The sequence below is a fragment of the Nonomuraea sp. NPDC049725 genome (genome assembly GCF_040674795.1).
GTDB classification, from domain to species: Bacteria; Actinomycetota; Actinomycetes; order Streptosporangiales; family Streptosporangiaceae; genus Nonomuraea; species Nonomuraea ceibae.
In genome coordinates, this window is record NZ_JBFANJ010000009.1 from 209,267 (window position 1) to 230,034 (window position 20,768).

20 protein-coding genes are annotated in these 20,768 nt (G+C 71.9%); 13 read left to right on the top strand and 7 right to left on the bottom strand.

Annotated elements, in window-relative coordinates; translation table 11 throughout:
• The first annotated feature begins 190 nt into the window (after positions 1 to 190).
• The 3 genes from AB0J53_RS24335 (at position 191) to AB0J53_RS24345 (ending at position 2,995) form a co-directional block, all read left to right on the top strand.
• The gene (locus AB0J53_RS24335) at positions 191 to 1,237 is read left to right on the top strand and encodes a 3-isopropylmalate dehydrogenase (protein WP_364176031.1); all 1,047 of its coding nucleotides are present in this window, start codon (positions 191 to 193) and stop codon (positions 1,235 to 1,237) included.
• A 173-nt stretch (positions 1,238 to 1,410) separates the two neighbouring features.
• Positions 1,411 to 2,508: a branched-chain amino acid aminotransferase gene (locus tag AB0J53_RS24340; protein ID WP_364176034.1), complete on the top strand. Its 1,098-nt coding sequence runs from the start codon at positions 1,411 to 1,413 to the stop codon at positions 2,506 to 2,508.
• 37 nt (positions 2,509 to 2,545) lie between these two features.
• Positions 2,546 to 2,995, top strand: coding sequence for a pyridoxamine 5'-phosphate oxidase family protein (locus tag AB0J53_RS24345; RefSeq protein WP_357586895.1), 450 nt, complete (start codon positions 2,546 to 2,548; stop codon positions 2,993 to 2,995).
• A 1-nt stretch (position 2,996) separates the two neighbouring features.
• Here AB0J53_RS24345 and AB0J53_RS24350 read toward each other — a convergent pair whose 3' ends face one another.
• Positions 2,997 to 3,596, bottom strand: a complete 600-nt coding sequence (locus AB0J53_RS24350) for a DUF4232 domain-containing protein (protein WP_364176037.1) — start codon at positions 3,594 to 3,596, stop codon at positions 2,997 to 2,999.
• Between the two features lie 19 nt (positions 3,597 to 3,615).
• Positions 3,616 to 4,509 carry a MerR family transcriptional regulator gene (locus tag AB0J53_RS24355; RefSeq protein WP_364176040.1) on the bottom strand — a complete coding sequence of 298 codons (894 nt, stop codon included), beginning with the start codon at positions 4,507 to 4,509 and terminating at the stop codon, positions 3,616 to 3,618.
• 134 nt (positions 4,510 to 4,643) lie between these two features.
• Here AB0J53_RS24355 and AB0J53_RS24360 point away from each other — a divergent pair, with 134 nt between their 5' ends.
• A complete protein-coding gene (locus AB0J53_RS24360; protein ID WP_364176043.1) occupies positions 4,644 to 6,632 on the top strand; it encodes a histidine kinase in 1,989 nt (662 codons plus the stop codon).
• Positions 6,633 to 6,656: 24 nt separating this feature from the next.
• Here the strand turns inward: AB0J53_RS24360 and AB0J53_RS24365 are convergent, their stop codons facing one another.
• Positions 6,657 to 7,265, bottom strand: coding sequence for a response regulator transcription factor (locus tag AB0J53_RS24365; RefSeq protein WP_357586903.1), 609 nt, complete (start codon positions 7,263 to 7,265; stop codon positions 6,657 to 6,659).
• Positions 7,266 to 7,365: 100 nt separating this feature from the next.
• Here AB0J53_RS24365 and AB0J53_RS24370 point away from each other — a divergent pair, with 100 nt between their 5' ends.
• From AB0J53_RS24370 to AB0J53_RS24385, 4 genes are all read left to right on the top strand, one after another.
• The gene (locus tag AB0J53_RS24370; RefSeq protein WP_357586905.1) at positions 7,366 to 8,097 is read left to right on the top strand and encodes an ABC transporter ATP-binding protein; all 732 of its coding nucleotides are present in this window, start codon (positions 7,366 to 7,368) and stop codon (positions 8,095 to 8,097) included.
• Positions 8,097 to 10,433 (top strand): FtsX-like permease family protein, encoded by a 2,337-nt coding sequence (locus AB0J53_RS24375; protein WP_364176466.1) that lies wholly within the window; start codon positions 8,097 to 8,099, stop codon positions 10,431 to 10,433. Before AB0J53_RS24370 ends, AB0J53_RS24375 begins: the two co-directional genes overlap by 1 nt.
• An 88-nt stretch (positions 10,434 to 10,521) precedes the next feature.
• Positions 10,522 to 11,067, top strand: coding sequence for a Uma2 family endonuclease (locus AB0J53_RS24380; RefSeq protein WP_219517281.1), 546 nt, complete (start codon positions 10,522 to 10,524; stop codon positions 11,065 to 11,067).
• A 78-nt stretch (positions 11,068 to 11,145) separates the two neighbouring features.
• Positions 11,146 to 12,024 carry a hypothetical protein gene (locus tag AB0J53_RS24385; RefSeq protein WP_364176048.1) on the top strand — a complete coding sequence of 293 codons (879 nt, stop codon included), beginning with the start codon at positions 11,146 to 11,148 and terminating at the stop codon, positions 12,022 to 12,024.
• Here AB0J53_RS24385 and AB0J53_RS24390 read toward each other — a convergent pair.
• Positions 12,002 to 12,646, bottom strand: coding sequence for an O-methyltransferase (locus AB0J53_RS24390; RefSeq protein ID WP_364176051.1), 645 nt, complete (start codon positions 12,644 to 12,646; stop codon positions 12,002 to 12,004). The two genes, AB0J53_RS24385 and AB0J53_RS24390, sit on opposite strands and share 23 nt — an antisense overlap.
• Positions 12,647 to 12,701: 55 nt before the next feature.
• Here AB0J53_RS24390 and AB0J53_RS24395 point away from each other — a divergent pair, with 55 nt between their 5' ends.
• Entirely contained in the window at positions 12,702 to 13,355 is a 654-nt protein-coding gene (locus AB0J53_RS24395) for a thioredoxin domain-containing protein (protein ID WP_364176054.1), read from the top strand.
• A gap of 193 nt (positions 13,356 to 13,548) precedes the next feature.
• Positions 13,549 to 15,126: a citramalate synthase gene (cimA, locus tag AB0J53_RS24400; RefSeq protein ID WP_219517274.1), complete on the top strand. Its 1,578-nt coding sequence runs from the start codon at positions 13,549 to 13,551 to the stop codon at positions 15,124 to 15,126.
• Here the strand turns inward: cimA and AB0J53_RS24405 are convergent.
• Both AB0J53_RS24405 and AB0J53_RS24410 read right to left on the bottom strand, forming a co-directional pair.
• Complete coding sequence (locus AB0J53_RS24405; protein ID WP_219517272.1) at positions 15,123 to 15,551, bottom strand: DoxX family protein; 429 nt, start codon at positions 15,549 to 15,551, stop codon at positions 15,123 to 15,125. The genes cimA and AB0J53_RS24405 overlap by 4 nt on opposite strands.
• Before the next feature lie 205 nt (positions 15,552 to 15,756).
• Entirely contained in the window at positions 15,757 to 17,388 is a 1,632-nt protein-coding gene (locus tag AB0J53_RS24410) for a heparinase II/III family protein (protein WP_364176058.1), read from the bottom strand.
• A gap of 113 nt (positions 17,389 to 17,501) precedes the next feature.
• On the opposite strand from AB0J53_RS24410, the gene AB0J53_RS24415 reads away from it, so the two are divergent.
• Positions 17,502 to 18,098, top strand: a complete 597-nt coding sequence (locus tag AB0J53_RS24415) for an HD domain-containing protein (protein ID WP_364176061.1) — start codon at positions 17,502 to 17,504, stop codon at positions 18,096 to 18,098.
• Between the two features lie 4 nt (positions 18,099 to 18,102).
• Here AB0J53_RS24415 and AB0J53_RS24420 read toward each other — a convergent pair whose 3' ends face one another.
• Positions 18,103 to 18,522, bottom strand: a complete 420-nt coding sequence (locus AB0J53_RS24420) for an antibiotic biosynthesis monooxygenase (RefSeq protein WP_364176064.1) — start codon at positions 18,520 to 18,522, stop codon at positions 18,103 to 18,105.
• A 93-nt stretch (positions 18,523 to 18,615) separates the two neighbouring features.
• Here AB0J53_RS24420 and AB0J53_RS24425 point away from each other — a divergent pair, with 93 nt between their 5' ends.
• Positions 18,616 to 19,392: a fumarylacetoacetate hydrolase family protein gene (locus tag AB0J53_RS24425; protein WP_219517264.1), complete on the top strand. Its 777-nt coding sequence runs from the start codon at positions 18,616 to 18,618 to the stop codon at positions 19,390 to 19,392.
• Positions 19,385 to 20,758 carry a glutamate--tRNA ligase gene (gene gltX / locus AB0J53_RS24430; RefSeq protein WP_364176067.1) on the top strand — a complete coding sequence of 458 codons (1,374 nt, stop codon included), beginning with the start codon at positions 19,385 to 19,387 and terminating at the stop codon, positions 20,756 to 20,758. The genes AB0J53_RS24425 and gltX overlap by 8 nt, the downstream gene beginning before the upstream one ends.
• Positions 20,759 to 20,768: the final 10 nt, after the last annotated feature.

Genomic DNA, 20,768 nt, shown 5'->3' on the forward strand with positions numbered 1-20,768 from the left:
GACGCCCCGCGAAACGAGATGAGTCACCTCATGTACGAGATGTATGCCTGGAACAGCGCCGACGAGCACGAGAACGAGGCCGCCGAGGCCCTGCAGACGGCCCTGGACCGCCGCGACAACGGCGGCGCGCCGCATCCCAGCCATTGAGATCATGTGTTCGGCAGCCGAGACGAGCCGGTAAGGTACGCCCATGGAGTCGCGCAACATTCGTCTGGCCGTCATCCCTGGTGATGGCATCGGCACCGAGGTCGTGGCCGAAGGTCTGAAGGTCCTCGAAGCGGTCGGGACCAAGATCGAAGCCACCCATTACGACCTGGGCGCCGCCCGCTATCACCGCACCGGTGAGACCCTGCCCGACAGTGTGATGCAGGAGCTGCGCGGCTACGACGCGATCCTGCTCGGCGCCATCGGCGACCCCAGCGTGCCCCCCGGCATCCTGGAGCGCGAGCTGCTGCTGCGCCTGCGCTTCGAGTTCGACCACTACGTCAACCTGCGCCCGGTCAAGCTCTTCCCCGGCGTCGAGACGCCCCTGGCCGACACCCCGGCCGAGGACATCGACATGATCGTGGTCCGCGAGGGCACCGAAGGCCTCTACGCCGGCACCGGCGGCACCATGCGGCGCGGCACCCCGTACGAGATCGCCACCCAGGAGTCGCTCAACACCGCCCACGGCGTCGAGCGCGTCGTGCGCTACGCGTTCGAGAAGGCGCGCTCGCGCCCGCGCAAGAAGCTCACGCTCGTCCACAAGACCAACGTGCTCACCTTCGCCGGCGACCTCTGGCAGCGCACCGTCAACCGGGTGGCCGAGGAGTACCCCGACGTCACCACCGACTACAGCCACGTCGACGCGGCCTCGATGTTCTTCGTCACCCAGCCGGAGCGGTTCGACGTCATCGTCACCGACAACCTGTTCGGCGACATCATCACCGACCTCGGCGCGGCCGTCGCGGGCGGCATCGGCCTGGCCGCCAGCGGCAACATCAACCCCGAGGGCACCGCGCCCAGCATGTTCGAGCCGGTGCACGGCAGCGCGCCCGACATCGCCGGGCAGGGCAAGGCCGACCCGACCGCCACGATCCTGTCGGTCGCCATGCTCCTCGACCACCTCGGCCTCAGCGCCGAGGCGGCCAGGATCGAGCAGGCCGTCGCCGACGACATCGTCGAGCGCCTGACCGGCTGGGCCGGACGCACCACGCACGAGATCGGTGACGACATCACCGCGCGCGTATCGAGCTAGGGGCCGCCCCTGCTCAGCAGCGCCTGGCGGTCCCGAACGAGGACCCGCCAGGCGCTTTTTCATGTCCAAACGGGCGTCACCCCCTTGCCATCCCAAATAGCGAGACAATAGGAAGTACGGACTGCCGTTTCGCGGCAGCACCCGCAGGAATCGCAGAGAGAAGGACCCGCGTCATGACCATCGCTCAGAAGCTCAGCTTCGACGTGCAGCTATCCGACCACGCTCGCACCGCGGCCGAGCGCGAGCAGGTACTGGCGAACCCGGGATTCGGCCAGGTCTTCACCGACCACATGATCTCGATCGACTACACCGAGGGCCGCGGCTGGCACGACGCCCGCCTCCAGCCGTACGGGCCGCTCAGCCTCGACCCGGCCACGTCCGTCTTCCACTACGCGCAGGAGCTGTTCGAGGGGCTCAAGGCCTACCGGCAGGTCAACGGGTCCGTGGTCACCTTCCGGCCCTACGCCAACGCGAGCCGGTTCAACCGGTCCGCCGCCCGCATGGCCATGCCCGAGCTGCCCGAGGAGACGTTCGTCGAGTCGCTGGAGCTCCTGGTCCAGACCGACCGCGACTGGGTGCCCACCACCGAGGGGCACAGCCTCTACCTGCGGCCGTTCATCATCGCCACCCAGGTCGGGCTCGGCGTGAACTACCCGTCCAAGACGTACAAGTACCTGGTGATCGCCTCGCCGGCGGCCTCCTACTTCACCGGGGGCATCAAGCCGGTCTCGGTGTGGCTGTCCACCGAGTACACCCGCGCCGCTCCCGGGGGCACCGGCTTCGCCAAGTGCGGCGGCAACTACGCGGCCGCGTTCGTGGCCCAGCGGGAGGCCGTCGCGCAGGGCTGCGACCAGGTCGTCTGGCTCGACGCCCACGAGCACCGCTACGTGGAGGAGATGGGCGGGATGAACCTGTTCTTCGTCTTCGGCGACAAGCTCGTCACCCCCGCGCTCACCGGCACCCTCCTGCCCGGGATCACCCGCGACTCCATCCTCGGCCTGGCCGACGAGCTCGGCCTGGAGGCCGAGGAGCGGCTGATCAGCACCGACGAGTGGCAGGCCGGGTGCGAGTCCGGCGAGCTCACCGAGGTGTTCGCCTGCGGCACGGCCGCCGTCGTCACGCCCGTCGGCTCCGTCAAGGGCGCCGACCGCGCCTGGACCGTCGGCGACGGGACCCCGGGGCCGGTGACCATGCGCATCCGCGAGGAGCTCGTGGGCATCCAGTACGGCGCCCGCCCCGACACGCACGACTGGGTCCACAAGATCCTCTAGCCGTGGCCGCCACCCCGATCCTCCAGGAGCACACCGCATGACCCTGCCCGACCCCCGCACGTTCGAGCAGCGTAAGCAGGACACGCTGCGCCGGCTGGAGTCCGACGTCGACACGTGGGTGGCGACGGCCGACCCGGAGAAGGGGGCGCCGTTCCTGGTGCCGCTGTCCTTCCTGTGGGACGGCTCCAGCCTGCTGCTGTCGACCCCGGCCGCCAGCCCCACCGGCCGTAACCTGGCGGCCACCGGGCTGGTCCGGCTGGGGCTGGGGCTGACGCGGGACGTCGTCCTGATCGACGGCACCGTGGAGATCACCGAGATCACGGCCGAGGTCGGTGACGCGTTCGCCGCCAAGACCGGCTTCGACCCGCGCGAGATCGGCGAGCCCTACCCCTTCTTCCGCGTCCGCCCGCAGCGGATCCAGGCGTGGCGCGAGGTGAACGAGCTGAAGGGCCGCGACCTGATGCGCGACGGCCGCTGGCTGGCCTGAGTCAGCCCCTCTTGGGGGAGGTCCACGCGGTGACGCCGAGGACGCCCGTCGAGCCGAGGTCCACGGGCGTGTCCACGGTGAGGCGGGCTCCGGCGGCGGTGACGACCACCGTCGCCCCGGCCGTGGCCCCGACCTCGGACCGGCGGCTCGTGTCCGTGTACGTGTTGCGCCAGGCCAGGCTGAAGTGCGCCGATCGGCCGGGCCGCAACGTCACCGTCTCCGGCCCCGGGTCCGCGACGGCCGTGGTGATCTCCTGGGCGCCCCGGTCGAGGCGCACCTTCAGCGGGTCGCCGGCCGCGTCCAGCAGCCGCACCTTCGGGTAGCCGCTGACCTGGCGCACCCGCTTGCCGCAGTTGGTGAGGATCAGCGTCTGCGCCCGCAGGCCCATCGCCGCGTTCGCCGGCTCGGCGGTGAGCCGCAGCCCCGACCGGGGACACCGGCTCCTGGCCGGCGCCGCGCGCTCGGAGTCCAGGGGCGGGATCGGCGTGACCTGGACGGTGTGCCGAGACGGAGCCGGCGGGGCCCCCGCCGCGCCGGCCGTCCGCGTGCCGCACCCGGCCACCGCCAGGGCCGCCACGACCAGGACGTACGAGATTCTCACCCCACCATCCTGGCGCACCTCAGGGGCCGGGCCGCCCGCGCAGCGCCTCGACGAACGGGGTGAGAGCCGGGGCGAGCGGCTCCGGGGCCGGCCAGCCGTTGATCACGGCGAGCAGGTCCAGGTAGAGCTCGCGGCGAGGGTCGGCGGCGGCCTCCAGGCGGGAGAGGAGGCGGCGCCGCAGCGCGGCGTCGTCGGGGACGCCGAGCGCCCGCGCGTACTCGCCCGCCACCGCCGCCACGTCGGCCGCCGACGGAGGCGCCCCGGCGCGGGCGCGGGCCGCCTCGACCGGGCCGGGACGCAGGCCGAGACCGTCGTCCCGGTGGTCCTCGGCCAGCCGGCGCATCGAGGCGCGGAAGTCCGGGTCGCGGGACAGCTCGGCCAGCCGCACCCAGGCCTCGACCTGCTCGGCCGTGGGGTCGTCGGGCAGTTCGGGCGTCATCGAGCGCCTGGGGCCGTCGAGCTCCAGCCCGTCGACCACCAGCCCGTCGAACACCGCGTCCAGGAAGCCGCCGATCAGCTCCCGGCGCTCCTCCTCGGACAGTCTGGCCAGCTTGTGCATGAGATCCATCTCCTCAGGGGTCGAGCCCCGCCTGGCCACCGCCGTGAGCACCGCCCGGCGCTGCCTGAGCGTGCGGATCTGCACGCTCAGCGCCTCGGCGTGGGCCGCGGCGACCTCGGCGAGCGTGACCTCCCGGTCCACGACCCTGCGGATGGTCGCCAGGCCGACACCCAGCTCGCGCAGCGTCCGTACGAGATCGAGGCGGGCGACGGCGGCGGCGTCGTAGCGGCGGTAGCCGGTGGGGCCGCGGTCGGCGGGCGGCACGATGCCCTGGTCGGAGTAGAACCTGATGGTCTTGACCGTCAACCCGGTGCGCCGGGCCAGGTCGCCGATCGAGTAGAGCGTGCCGTCCATGCCCTCACCTTCGCGTCTCCCCCTGCTGGAGAGTCAATTGTCCGGTTCGTGATGAGATCACGCCGGGCCGGGTGCGCAGCGCGCTCGTGCTGGCCGCCGCGGGCGGGCGGGCGCGTGTCTCGTAGGCTGCGTGGGTGCAGAAGCGGGCAATGGTCATCGTCACCGTGGTGTTCGCGGGACTCACCAGCGTCTACGTGGTGGCCGGCTCGCCGCTGGCGCTGCTCGCCTTCCCCCTCCAGGTGGCGTTCGTCAGGCGCCGGACGTGGTGGGTGCTCGCCGCGCAGACCGTGGTGACCTGCGGCTCGGTGCTGCTGTACGGCACGTCGGTCGGGATTCTCGGCTTCGTCGGCGGGTCGCTGCTCCTGACCAGGCTGTGGCCGCTCGCGCTGGGCGTCGTCGGGGTCGCGGCCCTCATCGGCCCCGCCGACCCGCTGATCAGCATGGTGCTGATCTGCCTGCTCGTCCGCGGCCTCACCACGATGGTCGACCGGATCGACGAGGTGAACGCCGCCCGCCTGTCCCTGGCCCTGACCGCCGCGGCCGAGGAACGGCTGCGCATCGCCGCCGAGCTCAGCCGCGGCCTGGGCGAGGCGCTGGCCGCGATCGCCCGCAGCGCCGCGGCCGGCGCCCCTGACGTGGAGACGGCCCGGCGCGCGCTGGCCGACGCGCGGGCCGCGGCGGCCGGCTACCGGGCGATGTCGCTGGCCCCGGAGGTGACCACGGCCAAGGCCATGCTCGCCGCCGCCGGCATCGTCCCCGAGGTGCGCATGAGCCACGCCGAACCGCTCGGCCCGGCGGGCGCGCTGCTCGCGGCCGTGCTGCGCGAGGCCGTGACCGACGTCGTACGCCGGCGTTCGGCCACGACCTGCCTGATCGAGACCGTCGCCGTCGCGGACTCGGTACGGCTGCGCGTCTGCGACGACGGCGCGCGCACCGCGGGCGACGACCGGCTGGGCGAGCTGCCCGCGCAGGTCGAGGCGGCCGGAGGCACGCTCACGGTCGGCATCGCACCGGACTCCAAGCTGGTCGTCGAGGCCACGCTGCCCGCCACCCGCGCGCCCGCCCCGCCCGCCGCCGACGCGCCGGTGGCGACGGCGCTGCTGGCGACCGTCATGGTCGGCTTCTCGGCCAAGGCGCTGCTGCTCGCGGGCTCGTTCTGGCCCGCGCCGCTGCTGCTGGTCATCATCGTCATGCAGCTCCGCTCGATCGAGGGACGCCACAGGACGGCGCTGGTGATCATGGCGGTGCTGACGTTCGCGCCGATCCCGCTGTTCGGGCAGGCGTGGCTGGGCGTGGCCGGCTTCCTGGCCGGTCCGGTCCTGCTGGCGTTCCGGTGGGCGGTGGCGCTGCCGCTCACCGCCGTGATCGTCGCGGTCGTCACGGCCGCCGGCGTCCTGCTCCGCCTGCCGGTCCCGCTGACCGTGAACTACGCCATCAGCACGGTCGTGACCGGTCTGGTCATGTACGGGATGCTCACGCTGGCCGGGCTGACCAGGGAGCTGCGCGAGTCCAGGGACGGCCTGGCCCGCGCCGCCGTGGTCGAGGAACGGCTGCGCGCCGCCCGCGACCTGCATGACCTGCTCGGCCACACGCTGGCCGCGATCCTGCTGAAGTGCGAGCTCGCCCGCCGCCTCGCCCCCGAACGCGCCCGTAAGGAGCTCGCCGATGTGGCGGCGATGACCGAGCGGGCGATGGCGGACCTCGCGACCGTCTCGGGCGAGCACGGGCGGCTCTCGCTGGCCGCCGAGGCGGAGTCGGCGCGTTCGGTGCTGGCCGCCGCGGGGGTCGCCGCCACGCTCGACCTCCGCCATCCCGGCCTCGACCCGGAGGTGGAGCACGTGCTCGGCGCCGTGCTGCGGGAGGCCGTGACCAACGTGCTGCGCCACAGCGCGGCGAGCCGCTGCTCGATCACCACCGCGGCCGGCGACGGCGTCGTACGGCTGAGCGTCCGCAACGACGGGACGCGCGCCTCGGAGGGGCGGCGTGGTTCGGCCGGGATCGGCAACCTCACCACCCGCCTGTCCGAGCTGGACGGGCGCCTGGCCGTCTCCGGCGAGGGCGGCTGGTTCGAACTGACCGCCACGATCCCCGCCCCGGCCCTGACCCCGGCCCCTGCTCGATGAGCCGCCCCCGCCGGAGGGCGCCCGCTAGATCCAGCCGGCTTCGGCGGCGATGCGGGCGGCGTCGGTGCGGTTGCGGGCGTTGAGCTTGGTGACGATCGCCGTGAGGTAGTTGCGCACCGTCCCCGCGCTCAGGAACAGCTCGGCGGCGATCTCCGTGGCCTCGGCGCCGCCCGCGGCCAGCCGCAGCACGTCGGCCTCGCGCGGGGTGAGCGGGTTGTCGGCCAGGTTCCAGGCGGTGACGGCGAGCGAGGGGTCCAGGACGCGCTCCCCCCGCGTCACCTTCCTGATCGCCGCGGTCAGCTCGTCCGGCGGCGCCGTCTTCAGCACGAACCCGTCCACCTGCGAGGCGAGCGCCCGGCGCAGGTGTCCCGGCTTGCCGTGCGCGGTGAGCATGAGCGTGCGGCAGCCGGGCGCCCGGGTGCGCAGTTCGGCGGCGGCGTCGAGGCCGTCCATCGCCCCTGGCATGTCGATGTCGAGCACGGCCACGTCCGGCCGGTGTTCGACGGCGGCGGCGACGGCCGCCTCGCCCGACTCGACCGCCGCGACGACGTCGATGTCGGCTTCCAGGCCCAGCAGCGTCACGAGCGCTTCCCGGATCACGTGCTGGTCCTCGGCCAGGAGTATGCGAATCACGAGGGTATGTCTACCAGTATGTCCGGATCATGATGAGGTCATGCCCGGGTGATGATCGGCTCTCTGGTCCGGGAAAGCCCAGATCAGCAGGCTGGTTCCCATGACAGAAGTCGTGCGGCTGAACGCCGTGAGCAAGGTGTACGGCAAGGGACACGGCGCGGTGGCCGCCCTGCGCGAGGTGTCGGTGGGCATCCCGGCGGGCACGTTCACCGCGATCATGGGCCCGTCCGGCTCGGGCAAGAGCACGTTCCTGCACTGTGCCGCCGGCCTGGACCTGCCCACCTCGGGGTCGGTCCGGCTCGGCGGCACCGAGCTGGCCGGCATGAACGAGACCCAGCTGACCGAGCTGCGCAGGAAGCGCGTGGGCTTCGTCTTCCAGGCGTTCAACCTGGTCGCCTCCCTCACCGTGACCGAGAACATCACGCTCCCGCTCACCCTGGCGGGCGTCAGGCCGGACCCGGCCTGGCTGGCGGAGATCGTGCGCCGGGTCGGGCTCGACGGGCGCGCCGGGCACCGTCCCGCCCAGCTCTCCGGCGGGCAGCAGCAGCGCGTGGCGATCGCCAGGGCGCTGGTCACCAGGCCCGAGGTGGTGTTCGGTGACGAGCCCACGGGGGCGCTCGACACCATGACCGCCCGCGACGTGCTGGTCCTGCTGCGCGAGGTCGTCTCCGGGCTCGGCCAGACCGTGGTGATGGTCACCCACGACCCGGTGGCCGCCTCGTACGCCGACACCGTGCTGTTCCTGGCGGACGGCCGGATCGTGGACTCGATGAGCGCCCCGGCCGCCGACAAGGTCGCCGAGCGGATGACCAGGCTGGGGGCGTGGACGTGATGATCTCCTTCGCGTGGCGGACCATCGGGCACCGCAGGGCGGGGTTCGCGGGCGCGTTCGTGGCGCTGCTGTGCGCGGCGGCGCTGGTGACGGCCTGCGGCATGCTGCTGGAGACGGGCCTGCGGGGCGCGGTGGCGCCGGAGCGCTACGCGGGCGCCCCCGTCGTCCTGGCCGGCGACCAGTACGCCCGGCACACCAAGGCGAACGGCAAGACGAAGGCGAAGCCGCTCGCCGAGCGCCGCTGGATCCCCGAGAGGATCGCCGCCGAGGTCAGGCGGGCGCCGGGCGTGACGAAGGTCGTGACGGAGGTGACGTTCCCGTTCGCCGGGTTCACCGCGCACGGCTGGGAGTCGGCCGCGCTCACCCCGTTCACGCTGGCGAGCGGCCGGCCGCCGCGCGCCGCCGGCGAGGTCGTCGTGGACGCCCGGCACCGTACGGCGAAGATCCCCGGATACCGGGTCGTCGGCGTCACCGCGCAGGCGCTGCCCAGCCAGGACACGATCTTCTTCAGCACGGCCGAAGCCCGCCGCCTGGCCGGGCGCGACGGCCTCGTCACCGCGATCGGCGTCTTCCCCCGGGTGGACGTCAAGGTCGACGGCGCGCTCGCCTACACCGGCGACGCGCGCGGCACCGTGGAGTTCCTCGACGCGGAGAACGCCAGGGTCAAGCTGATCAGCCTCGGCGGCGCGCTCGGTGGCACCTCGCTGCTCGTGGCGATCCTCGTGGTGGCCGGCACGTTCGCGCTCTCCATCCAGCAGCGCCGGCGCGAGCTGGCCATGCTGCGCGCCGTCGCGGCCACGCCCCGGCAGATCAGGAAGCTCATCGGCGGCGAGGCGCTGACGATCAGCGTGGTCGCCGGGACGATCGGCGCGGGTGGCGGGATCCTGCTGGGGCTCTGGCTGCGTGAGCGCTTCGTCGCGCTCGGCGCCGTGCCGGAGAACCTGGCGCTCGTCGTCAGCCCGTTCCCGGCGCTCGCCGCGCTGCTCGCCACCCTGGCCGCCGCGTGGACCGCCGCCCGCGTGTCGGCCCGCCGCGTCGCCAGGATCAGGCCGGTGGAGGCGCTGAGCGAGGCCGCGCTGCCCGCCGCCGGGCTGCCCCGGGCGCGGACGGTCGCCGGCGTGCTCGTCCTCGCGGGCGCCGTGGCGCTGACGATCCTGCTGGCGAACCTGTCCGTCGAGGCGGCCTCCAGCCCGGTCTCCATGCTGACCGCACTGGTCTGGACGGTCGCGGTGATCCTGCTCGGCCCGGCGCTCGCCCGCGCGGTCACCGCGCTGCCGCTGCGCGTGCCCGGCGCCGGCGGCTACCTGGCGCACCGCAACCTGCGCGCCGGCACCGGGCGGCTCGCCGCGGTGATCGGGCCGCTCACCCTCATGACCGCGATGACGAGCACCATCCTGTTCTCTCCCGCCACGCTCGGGCATGCCGCGCAGCAGGAGCTGAACGCCGGCATCACCGCCGACCACGTGCTCGACCCCGGCGCGTCCGCCGAGGCCGCCCGCCAGGTGCCCGGCGTGCGCGCGGCCACGGAGGTGCTGCGCACCACCGCCCGGATCGAGCTGGAGAAGTACGGCGTGCAGGCGGTCACGCCCGACGGCCTGGACCGCACCGTGGACCTGGGCGTGACGGCGGGCTCGCTGGACGGCTTCGGCGGCACGTCGGCGGCGGTCAGCCGCACCGCGGCCGACAGGCTCGGCGTCGGCGTCGGCGACCGGCTCGCCCTGACGCTCGGCGACGGCACCCCCGCCACGGTCACGATCGCGGCCGTCTACGCGCGCGGCCTCGGCTTCGCCGACCTGACGCTGCCCCACGAGCTGGTCGCCGACCACGTGGACGACCCCCGCGCCACCGTCCTGGTCTCCGGTGGCGAACGTGCCGCGCTGGAGCGCGCCCTGCCCGGCGTGACCGTGCGCGACCGGGCCGAGGCGGCGGAGGCCGGCACCTCCAACGCGGCCGTCACGTACGTCGCGATGGGTCTGATCATCGGATTCTGCGCCATCGCCGTGGTCAACACGCTGGCCATGTCCACCTCGGCCAGAAGCCGCGAGCTGGCGCTGCTCCGCATGGTCGGCACCACGCGGCGGCAGATCCTGCGGATGCTGCGCACGGAGACGGCGGTCGCCGCCGCGCTGGCCGTGACGCTCGGCACCGGGATCTCGCTGCTGACGCTGGCCGCGTTCGGCGCCGGGATGACGGGATCGGCCACGCCCTACCCGCAGCCGCTCGGCTACCTGGGCGTCGTCGCCGCCACCGTCGCGCTGGCGCTGGCCGCCACCGCGGTCCCGGCCAGGTTCGCGCTGCGGGCCCGTCCGGCCGAGGCGCTGGCCGCCCGGGAGTGAGACGTACTTCACCGTTTCCCGAGACTGTCCCAGCCTGGGAGCAATACGCTCTGCCAGGAAGCGATCACACTCAGGTGAGGGAAAAGGCATGATCAGGCCGGTCGAAGAGCGATACCGCACGGTGCGCGACCTGTTCCCCGAGCTGCGCATCGAGATGGTGGGCGGTCGCATCGTGGTCAACGAGCCCGGCACCTGGCAGCACAACACGATCATCGCCCAGGCGCTCTTCCAGCTGCTGCCGGCCGTGGCCGAGCGCGGCTGGGAGGTGTGGCCCAACATCAGCGTGTTCATCGGCCCCGAGGCCGACCGCTACGTGCCCGACCTGACGGTGGTGCCGCCGAACCCGGTGATGGAGACCGACGAGGCGGTCCACGGCCACAGCACGATGCTGCTCGTCGACGTGGTGGCCGCGGGCAACGCCTACGACGACCACGTCGTCAAGCCGATGAGCTACGCCCCGGCGGGGGTGCCGCTCTACCTGGTGGTCGACCCGTTCCAGCGGATGGTCAAGCTGCACAGCGCGCCCGAGGTGAGCGGCTACACGCAGGTGACGGTGGAGCCGGTGGGCGTGGCCCTGCGCCTGCCCGCGCCGTGGGACTGCACGCTCGACACCGGCAAGCTGCTCGACGTCTGAGCGGTCCCCGGCGCGGGGGAGGCGGCTCCCCGCGGCGGGGGAGTCGGCGGCGGGGCCCCGGCCCGCAGACTCGACGGCATGGCGAAGCGGCTCGCGGCGGCCTGGACCGCCGCCTACGGTGCGGTGCACGTGTGGTGGCTGGTGGCCGGGGCTCCCGAGTTCGGGAGGTTCGGCGAGTCGTTCGTCCCGGGGGAGTGGCCGCCGATCGCGCTGGCCGTGCTGGCCACGACGGCCTGCCTGCTCCCGGCGGGCCGGGCCGCCGTGGCGCTCGGCTGGGCGGCCGGGGCGGGGCTGGTCGGCTACTGCTTCCTGTTCGCGCTGGACCTGGTGGGCCTGCTGTTCGGCGAGCCGCTGGACGTGCCCGGCTTCCTCGTCCGGGGCGCGGGCGTGGCGGCCGGGGTGCTGACCATGCTGCGTGCGGTCGCCGCCCGGCGGCTCGTCGCCGGCGCCTGCCCGGCCTGCGGGCGCTCCCACGGCAGCAGCCCGGAGTCCCGTACGGACCCGTCCCCGCGCTGGGCGTACGTGGCGGCGTACGCGGCGGTGGCGGGGGCCGTCGCGCGGATCGCCGGGCAGCTCGCCGACTGGCCGTGGGCGACGGGCGACCCGGCGGGGCCGATCTTCCTGACGCTGTACGCGCTGGCCGGGACGCTGCTGCCGATGGCGCTGGTGCACCGGTGGGGGCGGATCTGGCCGGGCTGGGTGCCGGGGGTGGCCGGGCGGGAGGTGCCTCGGTGGGTGGTGCTGGTGCCCGCGTTCCTGGTCGGCGGCGGACTTGCCGGATATTTCGGGATAGCAGGGTTCAGCGTGATGCTGACCGAGGGCACGGGGCAGCCGCTCTGGTGGACGCTGACCGTGATCCCCGGCTACACGGTGTGGGGGATCGGCCTGCTCGTCGCGGCCGCCTCGTACACGATCATGACGAAGCCGCCCTGCGTCAGAGCTTTCGCACCAGCGTGAGGCCGTCGGCGACCGGCAGCATGAGCACGGTCACCCGAGGGTCCTCCCGGACCAGGTCGTTGAACTCGCGCATCAGCGCCGTCGGGGCGTCGTCGTGCGCCGGGTCGGCCACGTGCCCGCGCCGCAGCGTGTTGTCCACCATCAGCAGCCCGCCCGGCCGCAGCCGGTCGATCAGCAGCTCGTAGTAGCGGGGGTAGCCGGGCTTGTCCGCGTCGAGGAACGCCAGGTCGATCGGCTCGTCGAAGCCGGCCAGCGTCTCCACGGCCGGGCCCAGCGTGAGCGTCACCCGGTCGGCCACCCCGGCCCGCTTCCAGTAGCGGCGGGCGACGGAGGTCCACTCCTCGCTCACGTCGAAGCAGTGCAGCCGCCCGCCCGACAGGCCGCGCGCGATGCACACCGACGAGTAGCCGGTGAACGTCCCCACCTCCACCGCCACCCGGGGCGCGACGAGCTGGGTGATCATCGTCAGGAACGTGCCCTGGTCGGCGGAGATCTGCATCCCCGCGTCGTCGCCCGTCAGCTCCGCGGTCTCGGCCGCCAGCTCACGCAGCAGCGGGTCGGGCGGGGTGGAGTGGTCGAGGATGTACTGCGCGACTTGCGAGGTCAGGACGTATGCCTTCATGGATCTGGTTTACCACCCGGCAGGGCTCCCGGCCGGGTCAGGTAGGGTCGGGCGGATGATGAAGAGGGTGGCGGCAGTGGTGGTCGCCTGCGTGACGCTGGCCGTGATCGCGGTGGTGACCGTGTCGGGGCCCGGCCGGTCGTCGGCCTCCGGCGAGGTGCGGCTGATGCGCCAGCCCGACGGCTCCATGGTGCTGGCCGACAAGGGCGGCGACGCCCCCGTGCTCGACCTGTACGAGGACTTCGACTGCCCCGTCTGCAAGGAGCTGCACAGCCGGGTCGACGCCACCATCCAGCGGCTGGCCAGGGAGGGCCGGGTCAAGGTCGTCTTCCACCCGGTGACGATCTTCCAGCAGGAGCCGATGCGCTCCAACTCCATCCGGGCCGCCGCGGCCGCCCGCTGCGTGCCCGAGGCCAACTGGCTGGCCTTCCGCGACGCCCTCTACGCCATGCAGCCGGCGCCGCACGGCATCGCGTCCGGGTTCACCGTGGAGGAGCTGGCCAAGGCCGCGAGCACGGCCGGGGCGACGGCCGCCGGCGAGTGCGTGACCTCGCAGGCGTACGCGGACTCCCACGTGGCCGCGAGCGCCAAGATTCGCATCGAGGGCACGCCCACCGTGGTGCTGAACGGCCGGGTGCTGGGCAACGAGGCGTTCGACCCGGCCGCGCTGGAGCAGGCCATCACGGGCGGCACCGGCGTGACCGTCTGACGACACCGTCCCACAGGATGAGATCGATGTGCCAGATGGTGAGTGGGTGTGGCACACTCACAAGCACCATGTTCTACGGTCTGCTCATTATCGGCAGGCGCGCTGGCTGACACAGGGACAACGCCAGCGCGCAGACCTCTCACGTCCGTGAGGGGTCTTTTTGTTTTCCAGACCTCCATCAGAAAGAAGAACCATGGCCGACGACCGCTTCCACGTCTACGACACGACGCTGCGTGACGGCGCACAGCAGGAGGGGCTCAACCTCACCGTCGCCGACAAGATCAGCATCGCGCGGCACCTGGACGGCCTGGGCGTCGGCTTCATCGAAGGGGGCTGGCCGGGCGCCAACCCCAAGGACACAGAGTTCTTCAGGCGCGCTCAAACAGAGCTCGACCTGAAGCACGCGCAGCTCGCCGCGTTCGGTGCGACCCGCCGAGCCGGGGTGAAGGCAGCCGACGACCCGTTGGTGGCCGCTCTGCGCGAATCCGGCGCGCCGGTCGTGACCCTTGTCGCCAAGAGTCACGACCGGCACGTGGAGCTGGCCCTCCGCACGACTCTCCAGGAGAACCTCGCGATGATCCGCGACACGGTCTCTCACCTTCGTGCGGAGGGACAGCGAGTCTTCCTCGACGCCGAGCACTTCTTCGACGGCTACACGTCCAACCCAGCCTACGCGCTGGAGGTCATCCGCACCGCCGCCGAGGCGGGCGCCGACGTCATCGCCCTGTGCGACACCAACGGCGGCATGCTGCCCGACGAGCTCGCCGAGGTCGTGCACGCCGCCGTGCAGACCAGCGCCCGCGTCGGCATCCACTGCCACGACGACACCGGCTGCGCCGTCGCCAACACGCTGGCCGCCGTCAGGGCCGGCGCCACCCACGTGCAGGGCTGCGCCAACGGCTACGGCGAGCGCTCCGGCAACGCCAACCTGTTCACCGTCGTGGCCAACCTCCAGCTCAAGCGCGGCTTCGACCTGGTGCCGCCGGAGGCGCTCGCCGACATGACCCGCATCGCCCACGCGATCACCGAGGTCACCAACGTCACGCCCAACTCCCACGCCCCCTACGTCGGGGCCTCCGCCTTCGCGCACAAGGCCGGGCTGCACGCCAGCGCCATCAAGGTCGACCCCAACCTCTACCAGCACATCGACCCCGCCCAGGTGGGCAACGACATGCGGATGCTGGTCTCCGACATGGCCGGGCGGGCCTCGGTCGAGCTCAAGGGCCGCGAGCTGGGCTACGAGCTCGGCGCGGCCGACACCAAGACGCTCGTCGAGCGGGTCAAGGACCTGGAGTCCAAGGGGTTCACGTTCGAGGCGGCCGACGCCTCCTTCGAGCTGCTGCTGCGCGACACCGTCCACGGCGAGCGGCGCCGCCACTTCGAGGTCGAGTCGTGGCGGGTGATCGTCGAGCGCACCAAGGGTGGCGAGCTGGTCAGCGAGGCCACGGTCAAGCTCCACGCCAAGGGCGAGCGGATCGTCGCCACCGGCGAGGGCAACGGCCCGGTCAACGCCCTGGACAAGGCGGTCCGCCAGGCCCTGGAGAAGCTCTACCCCGAGCTGGCCAGGCTGGAGCTGGTCGACTACAAGGTGCGGATCCTCGAAGGCACCCACGGCACGGGCGCCATCACCCGGGTGCTCATCACCTCGAGCGACGACACCGCCGAATGGGCGACCGTCGGCGTGGCCGAGAACATCATCGACGCCTCCTGGCAGGCCCTGGAGCAGGCGGTCACGTACGGCCTGCTCAGGGCCGGCCACGAGACCGCCTAGGACCGCACCGCGATCAGGTGCTGGCGGCGGCGTCCGAGCAGGTTGTCCAGGGCCCACGCTCCCGGGCCCAGGACGGCGATGAGCAGGAACGCCCAGCAGTACATCGCCGCCAGCTCGCCGCCGTTGCGCAACGGCAGCAGGTCGGCGGGCTGGTGGACCATGAAGTACGCGTAGGCCATCGTGCCCGAGGCGAGCGTGGCGGCGACGCGGCTGAACAGGCCGCTCATCACCAGCAGGCCGCAGACGAGCTCGATGAGCGCCGCCCACCAGCTCGGCCACGCCATGAAGGCGACGGCCTGGCCGGTTCCGCGATTGCCTCCCATCACGCCGAACAGCGATGTAACGCCGTGAATGCTGAAGAGGAATCCGGTGACGATGCGGAAGAGGGCGAGCACGGGCTGGGCGAACCGGTCTAGGGGGTGCATGGGATCACCTTCCGAATGCCGCTCCTGCGGGGTGAATGCAGGAAATAGGAAAACCGGTGAGTAAAGTTTTCGCGACCCCATTGGCGCAGTTCCCATTAGGGTGTAGTGCGGTCGTTGAAATGTCAATTCCCGGCGTCCGAAGAACGCCGGGAACTGTCGGTGACCTGGATATTCGCGATGAAATCAATGACGAAACAATGTTCCGTCAGAAGAGGTCGGCGGCGAAGCTCACCCCGTCGACCGTGACCTTGCCCCCCGAGCACGACACCTTGGGCGAGTCGGTGCCCGGCACCACGATCGTCAGCAGCGACCTGGCCGCCGGCGACACCACCACGTTGGTCCGCTGCTTCGCCAGGTAGGTGGGCGACATCCAGCCCAGCTTGCCCCCGCGCTGCACCTTCTGCCCGCCGACCGGCTTGCACGAGGAGAGCTGGACCAGCGTCACCTTGAACTTGCCGTCACTCAGCACCACCCGGCCGCCCCGGTTGGACACGAGCTTGAACGCGTCGTCGAACCGCCACAGGCTCTGCACCTTCTTGCCGCCCGACGCCTCGTCCAGCACCGCCATCATGTCGTCGCCGTGGTTGACCAGGACCGAACGGGTGCGGCTCACGCCGTAGGCCTTGTCGGAAAGGCGGAACGACTGGCGGCCGGAGCTGTACTTCGTCTTGGTGAGTTTGCTGGCCGTACGCGGGCGGAAACGCTCGCCCACCACGGTCGGGACGTTGTGCGCCTGCGGCGAGAGGGTCCAGTAACGGTAGGAGTTCTTCTCGTAGGAGTGGAATCCAGCGTCGACCAGGATGTCACGGCCGTGCGCGTAATAGGTGACGCCCAGATGGTCCTCGTGGCCGTGCCACTTCATGCCGGGGCCGAACCGGATCGAGTAGAAAGCCGACTCCGGCTTGCCCCAGGCCGTCCGGCCGAACACATAACCCGCGTTGTAGGTCCTGACCTCCTGCTTGGGCGTGCCCGCGTCCATCTTCGGCTCGGTCTCGGCGCTGCCGTCGCCGATCGGCACCATGTAGCCGTTGGGCTGGGTGGAGTGGGCGATGAAGTCCTTCAGCGCGTGGGTCCGCTCGCTGATGTCGCCCGGCACCTTGCGGCCGCACGAGCGCATGCCCTCCATCGCGACCTGCAGCCGGTTGTGGACGTAGACGGCGTAACGCGGAGCCTGCTCCATGAGCGCGCCCTGCGAGTCGACGTCGAGCCTGACCGTGCCCCGCAAGCGCTTGACCGCCAGGTCGGCCCAGTCGCGCCGGTCGTAGCGGCAGCCGATCGCCAGCAGCGCGATGTCCTGGTCGATGCCGTGATTGTGGCCCTTCTTGTAGAGCCGCGCGTCGGACAGCAGCTTGGCGTGGGTGGCCAGGCTCTCCTTCAGCCACCCGTCCTTGACGTGCATGCTCAGGCACACCAGCGGCTGCGTGCGCAGCGACACCGGGTGGTCCTTCCACACGTACGCCTTGGTGCCGCGCGCGCCCAGCTTGTTGTGGGCCACCCAGTCCTTGGTGATCTCCTCGGCGCGCCGCAGGTAGCGCTCCTCGCCGGTCCGCTCGTACTCGACGACGAGCGTGCCCATCCAGCGCAGCGACTGGAACACGTACTCCCAGGACCGGTTCTTGTACGGGCTCGCCGCCCAGTTGATCTTCTTGCCGAGCTTGAACGCGGGCAGGCCCACCAGGGAGATCTCGCCGGCCATCACGTCGGCGGCGGTGGGGGTGCCCGGCAGCCAGTCGCCCTGGCACTGGGCGGTCCGCTTGACCGGGGCGTCGGCCCGCGCCGGGCTCACCGTCCCGCTGAGCAGGAGCGTGAGAGCAAGGGGGATCGCGAGGCGGCGCACGCCAGATTCCTTCCGGACCGAAAGACGGGGGCGCAACATGCTGTCCGACCGGCGAACTCAAGGTCAAGTTGGCCCCCGCGATCGTTAGCGGCTCGATGCGCCATGCTTCTGCCATGCGATACGACGACCTGGTGATCCCCGACACGTCCGTCTGCCGCGCCGCGCTGGAGGTGGCCACCCGCTACCACACGCCGTCGCTGCTCAACCACTCGATCCGGGCCTACCTGTGGGCTGCCGCGTACGCGCCGGAGCACGGCATCGCGTTCGACGCCGAGCTGCTGTGGGTGTCGGCGATGCTGCACGACATCGGGCTCGCCGCCGAGTTCGACAGCCACACCGTGCCGTACGAGGAGGCGGGCGGGCACGTGGCCTGGGCGTTCTGCGCCGGCGCCGGCTGGCCGGAGGAGCGCAGGCAGCGGGCGGCCGAGGTGATCGTCCGGCACATGTGGGCCGAGGTGCCGGTCGAGCAGGACCCGGAGGGGCACCTGCTGGAGCTGTCGACCGGCATGGACATCTCCGGCAGGAACACCGACCGGATCCCCGACGGCGTGCGGCAGGAGGTGCTGCGGCGCTACCCGAGGCTGGAGATCGCCGGGGAGTTCGCCGCCTGCATCGCGGACCAGGGGGCGCGCAAGCCGGACAGTTTCGCGGGCGGGTTCGTGCGGGCGGGCATCGCCCAGCGCATCGCCGCGAACCCGCTCGACAGGTGAAATTTCAGGACTTGGGGGTGGCGCTCTGGACGACCTCGAACGACCACAGCTGCGACCCCGACGCGGCCGGCCCCTGACCGTGCCCGTGGCCCTGCCCGTGCGCCTGCCCCTGGCCGGGTTCCTGACCCTGGCCGTGCCCGTGGCCCTGGCCGGGTCCCTGGCCCTGGGCCTCGGCCTCGGCCCTGGCCTGGGCATGGCCGCGCTGGAACGCCTGGCTCTCCTGCCAGCGCTGGAAGTCCTCCTCGCTGCGCCAGCGGGTGTAGACCAGATACTGGTCGGTGCCGTCGACCGGCCGCAGCAGCTCGAACCACTCGAACCCGTCGGCCGACTCGACCATCCCGGCCCGGTTGGCGAACCGCTGCTCCAGCTGCTCCCGCATCTCGGCGGGCACGGTCAGCACGTTGATCTTCACGACGGAAGGCATGTCAGCTCCTCGGCAAAGTTGGTCCACCAAGCAAACCACGCCCCGCCCCGGTACCGGGCGGACCCGCACCGGTGGCGGCGATAGCCTTGTCAGGTGCGTATAGCGAGGTTCTCCACAGGTGAAGGCGTCTCGTTCGGCGTGGTCGAAGGCGGTCCGGGCGAGGAGTTCGTCTCCGCGATCTCCGGTCACCCGTTCGGCCAGGTCCAGTTCACCGGCGAACGCTTCCCGCTCTCCCAGGTGCGGCTGCTCGCCCCGATGCTGCCGAGCAAGGTCGTCGCCATCGGCCGCAACTACGCCGAGCACGCCCGGGAGATGGGCAACGAGGTGCCCGACGAGCCGCTCATCTTCATGAAGCCGTCCACCTCCGTGATCGGCCACGGCGAGGCGATCGCCTACCCGACCACGCTCTCGCACCGCGTCGACTTCGAAGGCGAGCTCGCCGTGGTCATCGGCCGGCTGTGCCGCGAGGTGCCCGCCGAGCGCGTCAAGGACGTCATCTTCGGCTACACCTGCGCCAACGACGTCACCGCGCGTGACCTGCAGAAGAAGGACGTGCAGTTCACCCGGGCCAAGGGGTTCGACACGTTCTGCCCGATCGGCCCGTGGATCCAGACCGACCTGGACCCCGCCGACCTGGCGCTGACCACGACGGTCAACGGCGAGATGCGGCAGAGCGGCCGCACCAGCCAGCTCATCCATGACATCCCCGCCCTCGTCGCCTACGTCAGCGCGGTCATGACGCTGATCCCCGGCGACGTGATCCTGACCGGCACCCCGGCCGGAGTCGGCCCGCTGGAGATCGGCGACGAGGTCAGCGTCGGGATCGAAGGCATCGGCACTCTGACGAACAAGGTGGTCTCTCGTGACTGATCTACGGGTGCGCTTCGCCCCGTCCCCAACCGGCATGTTCCACGTCGGCGGCGCCCGCACGGCGCTGTTCAACTGGGCGCTGGCCGAGCAGACGGGCGGCCGCTTCGTGCTGCGCATCGAGGACACCGACGCCACCAGGAACCGGCCGGAGTGGACCGAGGGCATCATCTCCGCCCTCGACTGGATCGGCATCAACGGCACCAACCCCGTCTTCGAGGGCCCGTACTTCCAGTCGGCCTACGAGCCGCAGCACCGCGAGGCCGTCGCCAAGCTCCTGGCCGGCGGCGGCGCCTACCACTGCGACTGCACCCGCGAGCAGCTCGTCGCCCGCACCGGCTCCGAGCACAAGGGCTACGACGGCCACTGCCGCGAGCGCGGCCTCACCGAGGGCGCCGTCCGCTTCCGCACGCCCGACGAGGGCGTCACCGTCGTCGAGGACCTGGTCCGGGGCCGTGTCGAGTTCCCCAACGACGCCCAGGAAGACTTCGTCATCGCCCGCACCGACGGCTCACCCCTCTACGTGCTCGCCAACGCCGTCGACGACATCACCCAGGGCATCACCCACGTCGTGCGCGGCGAGGAGCACCTGGGCAACGCCGCCAAGCAGCAGCTCCTGTGGCCGGCGCTCGGCGCGGTCCCGCCCGTGTGGGCCCACCTGCCGGTGATCGTCAACGAGCAGCGCAAGAAGCTGTCCAAGCGCCGCGACAAGGTCGCCCTGGAGGACTACCGCGCCGAGGGCTACCTGGCCGAAGCGATGGTCAACTACCTCATGCTGCTCGGCTGGGGGCCCGGCGACGACCGCGAGATCATGCCGTGGTCGGAGATGGTGCCGCTGTTCCGGCTGGAGGACGTCAACTCCTCCAGCGCCTTCTTCGACGAGAAGAAGCTGCGCGCCTTCAACGGCGAGTACATCCGGGCGCTGCCCATCGAGACGTTCGAGGAGCGGTGCCTGCCCTACCTCGACCCGTCGTGGGACCGCGAGCGGTTCAGCAAGGTCGCCGCGCTCGCCCAGACCCGCATCGGCGTGCTGTCGGAGATCCGGCAGAACGTCGACTTCCTCTTCCTGCCGGAGCCCGTCTTCGACCAGGCGTCCTGGGACAAGGCGATGAAGAACTCGCCGCGCGAGATCCTCTCCGGCTACCTGGAGCGGCTCGACACCGTGAGCTGGGACCCCGAGTCGCTCAAGGTCGCGCTGGAGGAGGTCGGCGCCGCCCACGGCCTCAAGCTCGGCAAGGCCCAGGCTCCGGTCCGCGTCGCCGTCACCGGCCGCACGGTGGGGCTGCCGCTGTTCGAGTCCATCGAGGTCCTCGGCCGCGAGCGCTCCCAGGAACGCCTCCGCGCCGCCCTCAGCCGCCTCGACGGCTGACCCGCCGCCG